General features: G+C 62.5%; 14 protein-coding genes and 1 pseudogene. 10 read left to right on the plus strand and 5 right to left on the minus strand.

Translation table 11 applies throughout. The features are described 5' to 3' along the window. Position 1 precedes the first annotated feature (1 nt). From M6D32_RS02215 to M6D32_RS02240, 6 genes and pseudogenes are all read left to right on the plus strand, one after another. Entirely contained in the window at positions 2-1387 is a 1386-nt protein-coding gene (locus tag M6D32_RS02215; RefSeq protein ID WP_298252919.1) for a nitrous oxide reductase family maturation protein NosD, read from the plus strand. Continuing rightward, positions 1384-2304, plus strand: coding sequence for an ABC transporter ATP-binding protein (locus tag M6D32_RS02220; protein ID WP_298252922.1), 921 nt, complete (start codon positions 1384-1386; stop codon positions 2302-2304). The genes M6D32_RS02215 and M6D32_RS02220 overlap by 4 nt, the downstream gene beginning before the upstream one ends. After that, positions 2301-3131, plus strand: a pseudogene (locus tag M6D32_RS02225) (ABC transporter permease). The gene M6D32_RS02220 and the pseudogene M6D32_RS02225 overlap by 4 nt, the downstream one beginning before the upstream one ends. Continuing rightward, complete coding sequence (locus tag M6D32_RS02230; protein ID WP_298252924.1) at positions 3128-3679, plus strand: nitrous oxide reductase accessory protein NosL; 552 nt, start codon at positions 3128-3130, stop codon at positions 3677-3679. Before M6D32_RS02225 ends, M6D32_RS02230 begins: the two are co-directional and overlap by 4 nt. A gap of 10 nt (positions 3680-3689) precedes the next feature. Continuing rightward, positions 3690-4685, plus strand: coding sequence for an FAD:protein FMN transferase (locus M6D32_RS02235; protein WP_298252925.1), 996 nt, complete (start codon positions 3690-3692; stop codon positions 4683-4685). 36 nt (positions 4686-4721) lie between these two features. Further along, complete coding sequence (locus M6D32_RS02240; protein ID WP_298252927.1) at positions 4722-5111, plus strand: cytochrome c family protein; 390 nt, start codon at positions 4722-4724, stop codon at positions 5109-5111. A 59-nt stretch (positions 5112-5170) separates the two neighbouring features. On the opposite strand, the gene M6D32_RS02245 is transcribed toward M6D32_RS02240, so the two are convergent. Next, entirely contained in the window at positions 5171-5578 is a 408-nt protein-coding gene (locus M6D32_RS02245; protein ID WP_298252928.1) for a hypothetical protein, read from the minus strand. 1367 nt (positions 5579-6945) lie between these two features. Between M6D32_RS02245 and M6D32_RS02250 the strand changes: the two genes are divergently transcribed. The 4 genes from M6D32_RS02250 (at position 6946) to M6D32_RS02265 (ending at position 11143) form a co-directional block, all read left to right on the plus strand. Continuing rightward, positions 6946-9243, plus strand: coding sequence for a heavy metal translocating P-type ATPase (locus tag M6D32_RS02250; RefSeq protein WP_298252930.1), 2298 nt, complete (start codon positions 6946-6948; stop codon positions 9241-9243). A gap of 255 nt (positions 9244-9498) precedes the next feature. Continuing rightward, on the plus strand, positions 9499-10032 hold the full coding sequence (locus M6D32_RS02255) for a cyclic nucleotide-binding domain-containing protein (protein WP_298252932.1): 534 nt from the start codon (positions 9499-9501) through the stop codon (positions 10030-10032). 24 nt (positions 10033-10056) lie between these two features. After that, complete coding sequence (locus M6D32_RS02260; RefSeq protein ID WP_298252934.1) at positions 10057-10476, plus strand: c-type cytochrome; 420 nt, start codon at positions 10057-10059, stop codon at positions 10474-10476. Between the two features lie 55 nt (positions 10477-10531). Continuing rightward, positions 10532-11143 (plus strand): c-type cytochrome, encoded by a 612-nt coding sequence (locus M6D32_RS02265; RefSeq protein ID WP_298252936.1) that lies wholly within the window; start codon positions 10532-10534, stop codon positions 11141-11143. 88 nt (positions 11144-11231) lie between these two features. Here M6D32_RS02265 and M6D32_RS02270 read toward each other — a convergent pair whose 3' ends face one another. From M6D32_RS02270 to M6D32_RS02285, 4 genes are all read right to left on the minus strand, one after another. Then, entirely contained in the window at positions 11232-11648 is a 417-nt protein-coding gene (locus tag M6D32_RS02270) for a hypothetical protein (RefSeq protein WP_298252938.1), read from the minus strand. A gap of 143 nt (positions 11649-11791) precedes the next feature. Beyond that, complete coding sequence (locus M6D32_RS02275; RefSeq protein WP_298252940.1) at positions 11792-12364, minus strand: hemerythrin domain-containing protein; 573 nt, start codon at positions 12362-12364, stop codon at positions 11792-11794. Positions 12365-12908: 544 nt separating this feature from the next. Further along, positions 12909-13076 (minus strand): cbb3-type cytochrome oxidase assembly protein CcoS, encoded by a 168-nt coding sequence (ccoS, locus tag M6D32_RS02280; protein ID WP_298252942.1) that lies wholly within the window; start codon positions 13074-13076, stop codon positions 12909-12911. Then, positions 13076-15265 carry a heavy metal translocating P-type ATPase gene (locus M6D32_RS02285; RefSeq protein WP_298252944.1) on the minus strand — a complete coding sequence of 730 codons (2190 nt, stop codon included), beginning with the start codon at positions 15263-15265 and terminating at the stop codon, positions 13076-13078. The genes ccoS and M6D32_RS02285 overlap by 1 nt, the downstream gene beginning before the upstream one ends.

Raw genomic sequence — 15265 nt, forward strand, 5'->3', positions numbered from 1 at the left:
GATGGGTCCGTTACGCCATATCGCGCAGCTTGGGTTGGCAGCGGTCGCCGCAGCCAGCCTTGGCGCGCGCGTGGGGGCGGCGCAGCTTGAAGTCACACCCGAGCAGGGCGACCTACAGGCGGTGCTAGATCGCGCCGCCGACGGCGACGACATTTCGCTCACGCCCGGTACCTATAATGGTCCGCTGCGGATCGACCATCGCGTCACGCTCTCGGGCGCGAAAGGCGCCGTCGTCGTGGGATTCGGCAAAGGTAGCGTGATCACAGTATCGGCTCCAGGCGCCGTTGTTCGCGGGCTCGAGGTGCGCGGGTCCGGCAGGTTGGGCGAGACGATGGATTCCGGAATATTCATCGAGCAGTCAGCCCGCGGCGCCGTGGTGGAGGACAACCACCTCGAGGACAACCTCTTCGGCATGTATCTGCACGGAGCACCCGACGCGCTCGTCCGCCACAATAGCGTTGTCGGGCTGCGCCAGGCCCGCAACAGCGAGACCGGCAACGGGATCACCGTCTGGAACGCCCCTGGCGCCAAGGTGCTGGACAACGACTTCAGATACGGACGGGACGGTATCTTTGCGATCACCAGCCGCAACAATGTGGTGAGCGGGAATCACTTCAGCGATCTTCGCTTTGCCGTCCACTACATGTACACCAACGACGGTGAGATCAGCGGTAACGTCTCCAAGAACAATCTCATCGGCTACGCGCTGATGTTCTCCAAGCACCTTGTCATACGCGACAATGTCTCCGACCACGACCGTGATCGCGGCATTCTCTTCAATGGGACCAATTACGGCGATATTTCAGGCAACACAGTGATCGGTGGCCCGCAGTCGGCCGAACGTTGGGCGACATCGTACAACCGTGTCGCCGAGGAAGGCGTGCCGCAAACGGAGGCCGGTTCGCCGGCATCGGCTCGCGGTCAACGAATTGGCCCGGAGAAGTGCGTGTTCATCTACAACACCAACAAGAACCGGATCGATAACAACTGGTTTGAAGGCTGCGAGATCGGCGTACATTTCACCGCCGGCTCCGAGGGCAACGACATCATGGGCAACGCCTTCGTCAACAACGCCAACCAGGTCAAATATGTCGGCACTCGGCACCTCGATTGGTCGAAGGGCGGCCGCGGCAACTTTTGGAGCGATAATCCGGCATTCGATCTCAACGGCGACGGCATCGCTGACACGGCGTACCGCCCAAACGACCTCATCGATCGCGTGCTTTGGACAGCTCCTGCCGCGAAGGTCCTGATCAACAGCCCCGCCGTGCAGGTGATCCGCTGGGCGCAGGCGCAGTTTCCGGCGCTGCTGCCGGGAGGCGTCGTCGACAGCCATCCGCTGATGTCGCCGCCGGCGCGGCGCAATCCGGCCGGGGGCGGGCCATGAGCGCCACGGTTCGCATCGGCAACGTCACCAAGCGCTATGGTCGCATCGAGGCCGTAACGGATGTCTCATTCGATCTCTCCGAGGGCGAGACGGTGGCGCTGATCGGTCACAACGGCGCCGGCAAGACCACGTTGATGAAACTGATGCTGGGCCTGATCCGTCCAACAGGCGGTTCGATCGAGGTGCTCGGCGACAATCCCGCCGCCGGCGAGTTCGCGGGGAGACGTCAACTTGGCTACCTGCCGGAAAACGTCTCCTTCGATGCCGCTCTCACCGGTCGGGAGACGCAGACCTTCTACGCCAGATTGAAGCGGGAGCCGGTCGCGAAGGCGCGCGAGCTCCTCGATGTCGTCGGCCTCGGTGCCGCTGCGGGCCGGCGGGTGGGCACCTATTCCAAGGGCATGCGGCAACGCTTAGGGCTCGCACAGGCACTCATCGGGCGGCCGCGGGTGCTGCTGCTGGACGAGCCAACCACGGGTCTCGATCCGGAGCTGCGCCAGACCTTCTACGAGGTGATCCAGCGACTCGCCGCCGGAGGCACGACCGTCCTCCTATCGTCGCACGCGCTGACGGAGCTCGAAGAGCGAGCGGGACGGGTCATTATCATGAACCGTGGCATCAAGGTCGCGGATGGTTCGATCGAGCGACTGCGCAACATCGCACGGTTGCCAACCAAGATCAGGCTCAAGGTCGCGGGCCTCGCGCCCGGCGAGGTGCCGTCCTGGCTGCCCGCGAGCGCGCCTTGCCGGAGGCTGAACGGCCATATCGTCGAGATCGACGCTGCGCCGGAGCGGAAGATCGAGCTGCTGCGCTGCGCCACAGCGGCGGGGACGGCGCTCGAGGACCTCGACGTCGTGGCGCCCAATCTCGACGAACTCTATGCGCATTTTCTGAGGCAAGCGGAGGGGACGCCATGAACGGGGTTCTCACCGTAGCGCGGAAGGAGATCCGCCAGGCCGTCCGGAACCGCTGGGTGCTTGCGTCGACGCTCCTTCTCGCCGCTCTCGCGCTTTCGTTGACCTTCCTCGGCAGCGCGCCTACCGGAACTGTCGGCGTTCGCGCACTTGACGTCGTCATCGTCAGTCTCTCGAGCCTGACGATTTTCCTCATTCCGCTGATCGCGCTCCTAATCTCGCACGACGCCATCGTCGGCGACATGGAGCGCGGAACCATGCTCCTGCTGCTCAGCTATCCCGTCGCCCGCTGGCAGGTGCTGCTCGGCAAGTTTCTCGGGCATCTCGCCGTGCTCGCCTTCGCGACCTGACTCGGTTACGGCTTGGCCGCCGCGGCGCTGATCGCGACCGGCAGCCGCGTCGATCATGACAGCCTCGCAGCTTTCGTTGCGATGATCGGCTCGTCGGTGCTGCTCGGCGCCGTCTTCGTCGCGATCGGTTATCTCGTTAGCGCGCTGGTGCGTGATCGTGGCACGGCCGCCGGTATCTCCATCGGGCTCTGGCTGCTTCTCGTCCTGATCTATGACATGGCGCTGCTCGGCCTGCTTGCGCTCGACCAAGGCCGCAACATCTCCGCGACCGCGCTCAACACGATGCTTCTGTTCAACCCGACCGACGTCTACCGGCTGTTCAATCTGACCGGCTTTGCCAACGTCAGCGCTTTCGCAGGGATGGCCGGCCTTGCCCAGAGCACGTCGCTGTCCGTCCAAGCGCTGCTGCTGGCGTTGACGTTGTGGACTCTGGTGCCGCTGAGCTTCGCCGCACTCGCTTTCTCGAGGAGGGAGCTATGAGACGCTCTGCCCTCACATTTGCGCTTCTGGTTGCGCTCACGGCATGCCAGAAAGAGGCGGCCCACATTCCTGCCCCGCACAAGATGACCGCCGAGGCGATCGGCCACTACTGCGGCATGAACCTGTTCGAGCATCCGGGGCCGAAGGGGCAGATCTTCGCCGCGAGCCTGATCGAGCCGGTCTGGTTCTCGTCGGTGCGCGACACCATCGCCTTCACGATGCTGCCGGACGAGCCGAAGGACGTCCAGGCGATCTACGTCTCCGACATGGGCAAGGCTGCGGGTTGGGACAAACCGGGGGCCGAAAACTGGGTCGAGGCCCGCAAGGCGCTGTTCGTGATCGGCAGCCGGCTCAAGGGTGGCATGGGCGGCGACGAGGCCGTCCCGTTCTCGGACCGAACGGCCGCCGAGAAGTTCGTCGGTGAAAACGGGGGCAGGATCGTCGCATTCGACCAGGTGCCGCGAGACTACGTCCTAGCGTCGGATGGTGCCAAGGAAGCTGTTCCTGCCGACGACGATGGCGAACCGCGGCACCGACCAAGCGATTGAGGAGGACACGATGACGCGTACGATCTCGCGCCGGCGCTTCGTCCGGATCAGTGCCGCGGCGGCAGGTTTCGGCCTTGTGCCCGCCGGGACACACGCCCGTGCTGGCGCGGCTCCTCTCATCTGGCGCGGCACCATGCTGGGGGCGGTAGCGACGATGGAGATATACCACGAGGACCGGGCTCAGGCGGAACGGCTGATCTCGGCGGCTTGCGCAGAAGCGCGACGGCTGGAGCGCCTGTTCAGCCTCTACCTGGAGGATTCCGCACTCGTCGAACTGAACCGGACCGGCATCCTGGTCGACCCTGCCGTCGAAATGGTCGAACTGCTGTCGATCTCGCAGCATTACGCCAAGCTGACGGACGGCCTGTTCGATTTGACCGTGCAGCCGCTGTGGGACCTCTACGCCGGCCACTTCTCTCAAGAGGATCCGGATCCGGCCGGACCGACGCCGGCGACGATCCAGGCAGCGCTCGCGAGCGTCGGCTGCGGTCGGCTGTCGATCGGTCGCGACCGGATCGCGATGCCGCGCGGCATGGCCGTGACCCTGAACGGGATCGCGCAAGGCTACGTCACCGACAAGGTTGTCGATCTGCTGCGGGCCCAGGGTGTCGGCCACAGCCTGGTCGACATGGGAGAAACGCGGGCCATCGGATCGCGTCCGGACGGACGTCCTTGGGAAGTCGGCGTCGCCGATCCGGACGTCGTGAGGCGAACCCAAACCGTGCTTCCGATCATCGACCGCGCGGTGTCGACGTCGGGCGCGTACGGCTTTGAGTTCGACCCGGCGGGTCGTTTCAATCATCTGTTCGATCCCCGGACGGGCGGCTGCGCCGACCGCTACCGTAGCGTCACGACAGTGTCTCGCAACGCGACCGCCGCGGATGCGTTGTCCACCGCGTTCAGCCTGATGCCGGAAGATCAGATCCGAGCGCTGTTGCCGCACGTCGACATCGATCGCGTTCATCTTATCGACGCCACGGGAAGCTCCGTCGACCTCGTCGCCTGAAGCTGTCACTTTTGAAACTGAAGTAAGGAGAACTGGATGAAACGAATCGTACTTGCAGCCCTGCTCGTGGCGGCCGGGCTCGGCCAGGCCAGCGCCCAGGATGCCGCCGCGGGCGAAAAGGTCTTCGCCGTCTGCAAGGCCTGCCACCAGGTTGGCGACAACGCCAAGAACGCCGTCGGCCCAGTGCTCAACGGGCTGATCGGACGAAAGGCCGGATCGGTCGAGGGCTACAACTACTCCGACGCCAACAAGAAGTCGGGCATCACCTGGACCGACGAGGAATTCACCAAGTACATACAGGATCCGAAGGGCGTCGTGCCCGGCACCAAGATGGCGTTCGCTGGGATCAAGGACCCGCAGAAGATCAAGGATCTGATCGCCTACCTGCACACCTTCGACAAGGCGCCCGTCAAGCTCGCGGAATGATCAGCTGACGACTGCGCAGCCGGTCCGAAGGAGCCGGCTGCGCAGCCCAGCCGCCTAATCTAGAGCCGGCGGTTCAGGTGGATCACATCGGCGATGGTACCGTCCTGCAGTAGTAGCAGGATCTTGTCGTCGAACATGGCGTATTCGTATCCCGCTGCCGGCGGTGCCACCCCCTCGACCATCGCAGGCACCTGCGAGAGGTTCACTTGGCTGGGGACTTTCGTTCCCGGCTGCGGCCGGAAATCCGGCGGGACCGGCTGCATTTCGGCGATACCGGCAATGCTCCAGGCGATCATCTGCCGTTGGGTGGCGGTGAGCCCGATGCGATCCTTGCCGTTCAGCATGGTTCCATCCGCGTCATCCCGAGAAGGCTGCGCGGCGCCGGTCGTCGGGGGAGCGCCATATTGGGCGCTCGCGGAAGACGAAACGGCCGCCGCCGCCAGCACGATGATAGCAAGTCTGTTCATGGCATACCTCCTGAAAGACGCTCCGCGCGTTGCACGAAGCGACGTCGCCTGGGAAAACGCCATCATCGAGGAGAGGTTTCTACCCGCTGCCTGGAGTATGATCCGGAAAAGTGTGAAGCGGTTTTCCGAAAAGATCATGCTCAAACAAGAATCTAGAGCGCGACGGCGATTCAACCCAATTCCATCGCGCTCTAGGCAGACTTGCCCTTAGAGCCAAAACGAGTCGGTTTAAGCCAGGAGCGAGTCGGTGGCGCCGGCGATCGGCCGCCCCACTCGCCGCGAACGTCCGATGCCGCCCAGGAGCCGATATAGAAGGCGAGTCGCGGTCGCGTTTTGGACCAACTCGGACATGCCCGCCGTCTGATACCTGTCGCTTTGTACTGGCGGCGCCGTCGGCATCATCGTAATCGCCGTAAAAAACTCCAAAGATTATTGGGCCGCGTGAGCCCCCGCGTCGTCCCAAGCTGCATCGCCGACTGCTCGCCGGACCCCAGCCAGCCTTAGTCGCGACGGCTCATCGAGTGACCGAATGATGTCACCTCGTGGCGATCCGCAAATCATCATTCCATCACCAGACTCGTAAAGAATGGCTCGGTGATCTCAGTGACTGACGGGCCCTCCTCGTCAGACGTGATCGTGGTGATAAATTCGTTCTTGCAGTTCCAACAGTGCCAAAGATCCTGGACTTCCCGCGGACTGATATGTTCATCCCACTCGAGATTGACTAACCCGGAACCGCACCGAGGACATTTTTCGTGATGTGGCGTCGAGATCGATTTCATGTGGAACATCCCTGATTTTTCCGTGTGCAGCATGCGCCGCCTAGCAGGCTCGGAAATGATCTACATCAATGATTTCAATCGCGGGCTTGCGGCGCGGCTCGGGAACTCGCCCCGCAAGCGCCCGTATGCGGGGTGAGCTTGCGCGCAGCCATGTCTTCGATCATACGCTGACGCAGCGGACTGACACTGTTAGTCTCACTCATGGGGAGTTCCATTCTGAGTTGAGGTTGACGCACCTCGATTCTCAGGACGGAGTTCTCCAGCGCTATCCTTACCCTCTCGACCGGCTACCGGCTTATCGGCTCCTGCTCCCGCGCAGCGGGCTGGAGCGCAGCGACTTTGTGCCTTGACCCATCTGCGACATCCGTGCGGACACTTTTGGTGCAACAAGGCGTCTCGGCCAATGTTTTCATTGTTACGCCTCAGTCAGACCGGGCTGTTAGCCAAGGTTGCTTCGGACCCTCGGGTATAACCGCGTGTCTAATTACAGGTGCACCTCCGCAAGGTCTCCGATTGATCTCCCTCAACTTAGGATGCGCAATCTCGGTCAAACTTGATTCGTCGCTACAAGGGTGAATGAAGCCGATGTCGTTTGAACGTATCCTGCGATGGACACTCGTCTCGATCGCGGTTCTCGGACTGGCGGTGGGTGGCGTCGCTTATGCCGGGCACAGGAGCGATCTCGCCGATCTCTGCTTTACGTTGGCGACGCTTCCAATCACCGGGGGGCTGGCGGCATCGATACTGCGGGATCTCCTCGCCGGCCGGCTGGGGGTTGACGCGGTCGCGCTGGTGTCGATGAGTGCGGCGATCGCGCTGCATCAGCCGCTTGCCGGCGCTGTGGTGGCGCTGATGTATTCCGGCGGCAATGTGCTTGAGGATATCGCGGTTGCGCGCGCCGAGCATGATTTACGCTCGCTGGTCGACCGCGCCCCGCGCGAGGCCCATCGAAGGATTGACGATCGCATCGAGGATGTGCCAATCGCGGCAGTTCAAGTGGGTGACCAGCTCATGGTACGAGCGGGCGAGATTGTTCCTGTCGACGGCGCGGTCGCCTCGGCCGCCGCAACAATTGATGATTCGGCATTGACGGGGGAGCCCATCTCGGTCGTGAAAACGCGCGGTGGCGCCGTGCTGTCGGGTGCCTTGAATATGGGTGAGACGTTTGAAATGACGGCGAGCGCCCCGGCCGGCGAAAGCACTTATGCCGGCATCGTGCGGCTGGTGACCGCGGCACAGGCCGCCAAGGCGCCGTTCGTCCGGCTCGCTGACCGCTACGCGCTGATCTTCCTGCCCGTCACGTTGGCCATTGCGCTACTCGCCTGGCTGATCTCGGGTGACCTCATCCGCAGCCTGGCGGTCCTGGTCGCCGCGACGCCATGTCCGTTGATCCTGGCGGCGCCGGTGGCTTTCATTGCGGGCGTCGCACAAGCGGCGCGGCGGGGCATTCTGGTCAAGGGTAGCGCCGCGCTGGAAACGCTGGCGCGGGCGCATACCGTACTGTTCGACAAGACCGGCACGCTGACGGTTGGTGGGGCGCGCCTGCTATCGGTCGAGGTGGCGCCGGGCGAGACCGTCGAGCGCGTGCTGACCCTTGGCGCTTCGCTCGAGCAGGCATCCCATCACGTGCTTGCCAAGGCCATCGTTCAGGCCGGCGTCGAGCGCGCGCTGAAGTTCAAAGTACCGGAGCAGGTCCAGGAGACCATGGGTGCGGGCCTCTCCGGCATTATCGACGGCAAGTACGTCAGCGCCGGTTCGCGCGATCTGGTCATGGCGGCGGGCCAAGTGGCGCCATGGGCGGCGCGTGCCATCCGCCGGGCCTCCTGGCGGTCGGCGCTGATCGTCTTTGTCGCGGTCGAGGGCCGCGCGATCGGCGCGTTGCTGCTCGCCGACGAACTGCGTTCCGATACGCCGCGCGCGATCCGCCTGCTGCGTGATTCCGGCATCACGCGCATCGTCATGGTAACCGGCGATCGCGCCGCCGCCGCGCAGGCGATCGGAGCGGCGCTCGATCTCGATGCGGTACTTGCCGACCGCGTTCCCGCCGACAAGGTCGAGGCGGTGCGCAGCGAGCAGCGGCGCACTCCAACGATCATGGTCGGAGACGGCATCAACGATGCACCGGCGCTTGCGACGGCTGATATCGGGATTGCACTCGGCGCACGCGGCGCCAGCGCTTCCTCCGAGGCTGCGGACGTCGTGATCGTCCCCGACCGGCTGGAGCGGGTCGGTGAAGCGATCATGATTGCGAAGCGTGCGCGTAGGATTGCCATACAAAGCATTGTCGCAGGCATGGGATTGTCGCTGCTCGCCATGGCGGCGGCGACCGCCGGCTGGCTCGCGCCGGTGCCGGCGGCGATCGTGCAAGAGGTGATCGACGTCGGCGTGATCCTCAATGCGCTGAGGGCACTTTCGCCTGGGCTTGGCCGCACCGGAAGGCGCATCGGCGTCGAGGATGGGCGAGAATTGCATCGCGACCATCTCGCGCTGCTGAGAGAGCTCGATCGGCTGCGATCGATCGTCGACGCGCTCGACGAAGTAGAGCCCGGCGATGGTGCGAGCTTGATTGCAGAAGCCAATCGCCTGGTCCAGCAACAGGTGGTCACGCACGAGCGCGACGATGAGGGCCAGATCTATCCGCGCCTTGCCAAGATCCTGCAGGAGAGCCATAGCCTCTCCGCGATGAGCCGGGCGCATCGCGAGATATTGCATCTGGCAAGATTGCTCGCGCGCGTGGCGGAAGATTTGCCGTCCGAGGAAGTCGACCGATATCTTATCCGCGACGCACAGCGGGTGATCGAGGCGATCGAGACGCTGGTGCGGATGCACACGGCGCAGGAGGAGGACATTTACGAGGCGGTCGCCGCACGCACGGCGGCGTGAGACGGATCGCATAAGGCCAAGCCGCGGTGAACCCATGCTTATATCGCGCGGCACCGTTGATCCGCCTTCAACCGACCGGTTGACCTGCATCAACACGAATCTCGACAAGGCCGTGTAAGCAAGAGACGCTGGCTCGGGAGTCGAGCGGCGGTTTGATAATAATTCCGATCACGAGGCGGAGCCATGCCTCGGACATCGACATTCTTTCCAATTCTATTTTGCGGCGAGTCCTGTGACAGGCGCGAGCTCGCGGAGATGAAGCGGCTTGCAACCCACGTTCGTTTCGACGGAGGACATAGGATTTTATCGGAAGGTGACCGCAATGCATTCGGGCTCTCGTATGGCGAGGTGCGGCTTTACAAACTGCTGCCCGATAGGCGTCGACAAGTAGTAGCGTTCGCACTACCCGGCGATTTTCTTGCGATGCCGCTTGCCGATCATTTCAGCATCTCGGCCGATGCTATTGGCGAGGTCAGTGTGTGCCGGTTTCCGCGCGAAGAGCTCAAACGCTTCGTTCAATCCAGTCCCAATATCTGGCGGCTCTTGACCGGGCTGGAACAAACGACGCTCGTGACCAGAAGAACAGGGCGCGTGCTAGGCGTCTGTGCAGCTTTGCTGCCGGTGGTTTTGCCTGCGGTCTTCTCGGTCGGAAGTCGCGCGGACGAAAGCATCGTTCCAGTCGCGGCCAGAGGCGGCATCGAGGCCAAGCTGGAATATTGCAAGACGTGCCACGGCCTGGCGGGCCAGGGTTATCGCGGCTGGCTTCCGATGCCGCGACTGGCCGGGTAGCAGCCGCAATACATCGAAAATCAGTTGCGGGCCTTCGTCGAGCGCCGGCGTACCAATCCGGTGATGCAGAATGTCGCGCACGTGTTGAGTCACTCGATGATTTCGGCGCTGGCTGACCATTTCAGGCATCTCGATCCACGACCGATCGGAGGGGCGCCGAGAGTATCCCTGGGATTGGGCAGGAAAATCTTCGACGAGGGATTGCCTGAATCCAACGTGCCAGCCTGCTCCGCCTGTCATGGCAGCGAGGCCAAGGGCCAGAATGAGATTCCGCGGCTGGCCGGCCAACTCTATGAATACACCGTTAGTCAGCTCGCCGGCTGGAGCAAGCTGCGAGGCCAGGGGACAGCGGTCGACACATCGGCGATCATGGCGCCGACCGCGCACAATCTGACGAGATCAGAGATTGAAGCCGTCGCCGCCTATGTGAGCACCCTCCCATGAGCATCACGGTCTTCAATCGGCCTCGGTCGAATGTACTGTGCGAGAGCATGAGGTCATGAAGCGCATCGCCTGGAAAATCGCGCTCTCGACGCTCGTTGTCTCGATCACGCCTCTTGTTGCCGGAGAACAGGCCGCGGTCGTCCGCAATTGCACTTGGTGCCACGGAACGGGAGCACAGGGATACATGGGCGCCCCACGGCTGGCGGGCCAGCGGCCGCTCTATCTGCTCAACCAGATCAGAGATTTTCGCGAGCACACCCGGGACAATCCGTATTCAAGGCAATATATGTGGAGTGCGGTGGCGGCACTCGGACCGCAGGCTGCGCGCGAGCTTGCCGACTATTTTGCAACCATCCCGCCCAAGGCCGCCAATGACGGTGACAGGGATATCGCTGCCAAGGGCAAAGCCATCTACATGGACGGAATTCCCGAGGCCAGTATCGCGTCCTGCTATGCCTGTCACGGTCCCAATGGCGAGGGCCTGCGGGATATCCCGCGTCTCGGAGGTCTGGCCTATACCTATCTGAAAGCGCGGCTCGAGCAGTGGGGCCAAGGAATCATTCGGGCGTGGGCACTCCGATGCCTATCGTCGCTCGTTCGTTGGGGCCAGCTGAAATCGAGGCGCTCACTTCCTACCTCAACTTCGTCAAGTAAGCCGTCGTCGTAATAGCTCGCTCCAAAGCTCTGGTGGCGTCGCCCGCCTCCGTGCGCCCCTCAGATCGCGCGGCGGCCGGGTCTTGATCAGTTCATGATCTTCAACTCTTGAACCTCAACGTGTCAATTGTATCCGCATTTTCGCAATACTCTACATAGTTCGTCGCAGCAGTACCGGCCGCGAGCTCCTCATGGCACCGGCGCTTGTGTGTACAGAACGAGCAAACGCGCTCCATATCGCGCAATAAGGCCGGCTGCGCACGCCACAAGGCCGTTTCATCGATACCCAGTGCCGTGAGCGTGTACGGCAACTCGTTCGCGGCCTGCGAACCCTGCCGCACCAGCATCTCGAGATCGGCGGGCATCACGTTGAGCTCACGCGCAACCCGCTCCAGCTCGCCCGGATCGGCTGCGAACTCCATCAGCTCGTTCAACTCTCGACGCTGCTTGAGCCAATCGCCAAACAGATCGATGACCTTCGTGACAAAAGGATAAGATTCATGCTGGGTTGTCGTCATCGCAGCCTCCATTCTCTAACGTTAAATTCTGGCCAGTTGCGCCGGCAGGTCGGTTGCTATGATACATGAGCGCGAGGGGATTCTTGCACGCCAGCAACAACAACGAGCTGTCGCGAAGCATTGGCCTCTCGTAAAACATGGCATCAGAAATGCGTCGATCGTTCCGCCTCTGCCTCCTGCTCCAGCTGCAAGATATGCCGTCGCACGACCTCGAATTTCTCTTCGACAACTTCACTGAAAAGCGGATCACTCTGATCCGTCAATCTCGAAGCGATCTCCGCCCAGTCCGCAGGTTGCAGAGCGTTGATCGCGGCCGGAAAGAAAACTCGCTCTTCCATGGCCATATGACGCCGCTCCTGCTCGATAAAGTCGCGAATAATGTCGTTGATGGTTTGGCGAAGGAGTTCCCGATCAGCGAGTACATTCTCGACTGCTTGGGCGACCTTACGCAAACGTTCGGCGCACCGCCGGTGATCGGCCGCGAGATCGCCGATCTTCGCGGCCACGGCGGAATCGCGCACCTTCAGTTTCTCGAATACCCTGTCCTCCAGCGGATGGTGATAGACATCGGGATAGACTTGGAAATATCCGATAACTGCATGGACGACCTCATAGTCGGGATGGCCTCCCCGCGCGAAAACGTCCAGCTCCCGCTCAAGAACGATAAGCAAATTTTCGATGTTGCGATGCTCTTGGCGCAAGATTTCAATGACCATTTGCGCCCTCCCTAAAGATAGATTTGTCGCAATAGTCGCAGATGTCGCGTCGTGAGACATTGCGATAGATCAATAAGATGACAGCGGCGCAGTTTGGCGGGGGATCTGGGAGCATGACATCTGAGGCGCGGGTCCGATTGAGCAGAACTAGCTAGTGGATGATCGGCTCAAGCTATCAAGCCGCTGAGGAAGCGCTACCCGAAATCATCATTGTGATTACTGACCGGCAGCGCGAAGATCGAAGCAAGTGTGGTGTCGAGTAGCTCAGTTTCCAGGAGCTCATCTCGAACCGATCTAGCATACCGTCCAACCCCTCGTCTCGAATTTGAAGCTTGCGCGAAGCCGCTACGTCCGGAACAGCCGATAAGACCGGATCACCTGGCAGATTTCGCATCCACCTGAGGCTCACTTTGCTGCGGTGCATGAGTCCGAGTTGGCCCTTATTGATCTTGTGGATCCGGCTTAACGTCCTGCTCGCACAACAACGGCCCGCGCTGACGGTCGGACTAGACTCGGAAGTCGACACTTTCGTAGTTCATCTTAGTTAGAGCACAGAGGAAGACTTGTCGGACGGCTCATCGTCGGCGATCGCCCGCCATGCCGCGCCGTCGAGATCGTCGTACTGGCCATTCTTCAGCGACCAAAGGAAAGCCGCAAGGCCGAGCGCGCCGAGCGTGATCGCAAGCGGAACCAGATAGACCAGGACTTCCATCAGATCGTTTCCCTGTGCTGGCGCGCGCGCAGGGCGTTGAGCATCACGAGCAGCGATGAACCGGACATCGCAGCCGCCGCGATCAGCGGCGTCACGAATCCGGCAATGGCGATCGGCACGGCGAGCACATTATAGATGACTGCAAGCCACAAATTCTGCCGCATCAGCCGCAGCGCCTTGCGCGAAACAGTAATCGCGGCCTCGACAGGCGCAAGCCGCTCGCCGAGAAACACGGCATCGGCGACAGCCTGACTCATATGCGTCGCGGTGACCGGCGACATCGAGGCATGGGCGGCTGCCAGCGCGGGTGCATCGTTCAGGCCGTCGCCGACCATGAGCACCTTGCGCCCATCGCGCTTGATCTGCTCGATGCGCTCGATCTTGTCGACTGGGGTCACTTCCGCACGCCATCGGTGAATGCCGAGTGCCAGCGCCGCTTCCCTCACAGCCGGCTCGCGGTCACCGGAAAGCATCTCGACGGTCAGGCCCGTCCGATGCAGTGCCGAGATGACCTTTGCGGCATCAGCGCGGATCCGCTGGCGGACGGCGAAGACATAATGCCTCTCACCATGCCGGAACGCGACGACGGATGCCTCCGGGTCGCCTTGCAGAATTTCGTTGGCGGATTTATCGGCACCACACCAGGAGGGACGGCCGAGCCTGACTTCAAGACCATCCATTACGCCGTAGACGCCCTGCCCCGGCTCCTCCTCGATGCCGGGCAGCGGCGCTTTGGCACCAGCCGCGCGCGCCACTGCAGCGGCCACTGGATGGCGGCTCGACAGCGCTAGGCGGCCTGCGAGTTCGAAGACGCATGCGGGAATGGCAGCCGCATTCGCGACATCGAGCTCCGGCAAGGTCAGCGTGCCCGTCTTGTCGAAAATCACCCGGTCGATCTCCGCGATACGCTCAATCGCATCGCCCGAATTGAGCAATACGCCCGAGCCGAACAGTGCACCGGAAGCGACCGTCTGCACTGCGGGGATGGCAAGGCCAAGCGCACAAGGGCAAGTGATGATGAGCACCGCGATCGCGATCACGATCGAATCATGCAGCCCGGCACCAGCAATCAGCCATCCGATCATGGTCAACAGGGCGGTAGCATGGACGGCTGGGGCGTAGAGCCTCGAAGCGCGTTCGGCCAGGCGCAGATAGCGCGAACGCGACTGCACGGCACTTTCGAGCAACCGCGAGATTTCGGACAACAGCGTGCCTTCGGAGGCCGCCGATACCCTGACGCGCAACGCACCGGATCGCACCAGTGTCCCTGCATAAATCGCGCTTCCCGCCACGGCCGTGGTTGGCAGCGTCTCGCCGGTGATCAGGCTCTGGTCGATCTCGGACCGTCCGCTGATGACGCTGCCGTCGACCGCCGAACGTTCGCCGGGGCGGAGCAGAACGATGTCGCCGGGACGGATCGCCGCGACGGGAACGGTGCGAATCTCGTCGTCATTGATGAACTTGGTCGCCGTCTCGGCCTTCAGCGCCGCCAGGTTACCGGCAAAGGCGCGGGTGCGCCGCCGCATGTTCTGGTCGAGATAACGGCCGGCCAGCAGGAAGGCGATCAGCATGATAGCCGCATCGAAATAAGCGTGGTCGGCGTGGGTAGCGGTTTCGAACAGCGACATCGCCAATGCCAGAATGATGCCGATCGAGATCGGCACATCCATATTAACGCCGCGGGCACGGAGCGCTGCATAGGCGGAGGAGAAGAAGGGTTGGGCCGAATAAGCAGCGGCCGGCAGCACGATCAGCGCCGAGAGCCAATGGAAGAAGTCACGCTGCTCGGGCAGCATGTCGCTGTCATTGCCGGACCAGACCGGCACCGACAGCATCATCACATTCATCGCCGCAAAGGCCGCAACTCCGAGGCGCCGCAGCAGCGCGCTTGCGCGCTCGGCTTCGCGCGTCTCGGCGCCGGCAGGCTCGAACGGATAGGCCCTGTAACCAAGTTCGGCGAGACGATCGACGAACAGCGCCGGATCGACCGCGCCCTCCTTCCACTCCAGCGCCAGGCGACGATCGGTCAGATTGACTCGCGCCGAGGTGACATCCGGGATCTTCGACAGATTGCGCTCGATCTTGGCCATGCAGCCCGCGCAATTGATGCCTTCGACCGCCAAATCGAGATGCAGCAGGTCCGAACCGGCCTTCTTCAGGTAATGCGAGAAATCGATGGTCGATTGCAT

The organism is Bradyrhizobium sp. (genome assembly GCF_027307225.1).
Lineage (GTDB): Bacteria > Pseudomonadota > Alphaproteobacteria > Rhizobiales > Xanthobacteraceae > Bradyrhizobium.

What these genes read in the sequence shown, in the direction of transcription:
- M6D32_RS02215 (WP_298252919.1), top strand. Translation starts at nt 2, where the DNA reads ATGGGTCCGTTACGCCATATCGCGCAGCTTGGGTTGGCAGCGGTCGCC.
- M6D32_RS02220 (WP_298252922.1), top strand. Translation starts at nt 1,384, where the DNA reads ATGAGCGCCACGGTTCGCATCGGCAACGTCACCAAGCGCTATGGTCGC.
- M6D32_RS02230 (WP_298252924.1), top strand. Translation starts at nt 3,128, where the DNA reads ATGAGACGCTCTGCCCTCACATTTGCGCTTCTGGTTGCGCTCACGGCA.
- M6D32_RS02235 (WP_298252925.1), top strand. Translation starts at nt 3,690, where the DNA reads ATGACGCGTACGATCTCGCGCCGGCGCTTCGTCCGGATCAGTGCCGCG.
- M6D32_RS02240 (WP_298252927.1), top strand. Translation starts at nt 4,722, where the DNA reads ATGAAACGAATCGTACTTGCAGCCCTGCTCGTGGCGGCCGGGCTCGGC.
- M6D32_RS02245 (WP_298252928.1), bottom strand. Translation starts at nt 5,578, where the DNA reads ATGAACAGACTTGCTATCATCGTGCTGGCGGCGGCGGCCGTTTCGTCT.
- M6D32_RS02250 (WP_298252930.1), top strand. Translation starts at nt 6,946, where the DNA reads ATGTCGTTTGAACGTATCCTGCGATGGACACTCGTCTCGATCGCGGTT.
- M6D32_RS02255 (WP_298252932.1), top strand. Translation starts at nt 9,499, where the DNA reads ATGAAGCGGCTTGCAACCCACGTTCGTTTCGACGGAGGACATAGGATT.
- M6D32_RS02265 (WP_298252936.1), top strand. Translation starts at nt 10,532, where the DNA reads ATGAAGCGCATCGCCTGGAAAATCGCGCTCTCGACGCTCGTTGTCTCG.
- M6D32_RS02270 (WP_298252938.1), bottom strand. Translation starts at nt 11,648, where the DNA reads ATGACGACAACCCAGCATGAATCTTATCCTTTTGTCACGAAGGTCATC.
- M6D32_RS02275 (WP_298252940.1), bottom strand. Translation starts at nt 12,364, where the DNA reads ATGGTCATTGAAATCTTGCGCCAAGAGCATCGCAACATCGAAAATTTG.
- ccoS (WP_298252942.1), bottom strand. Translation starts at nt 13,076, where the DNA reads ATGGAAGTCCTGGTCTATCTGGTTCCGCTTGCGATCACGCTCGGCGCG.
- M6D32_RS02285 (WP_298252944.1), bottom strand. Translation starts at nt 15,265, where the DNA reads ATGCAATCGACCATCGATTTCTCGCATTACCTGAAGAAGGCCGGTTCG.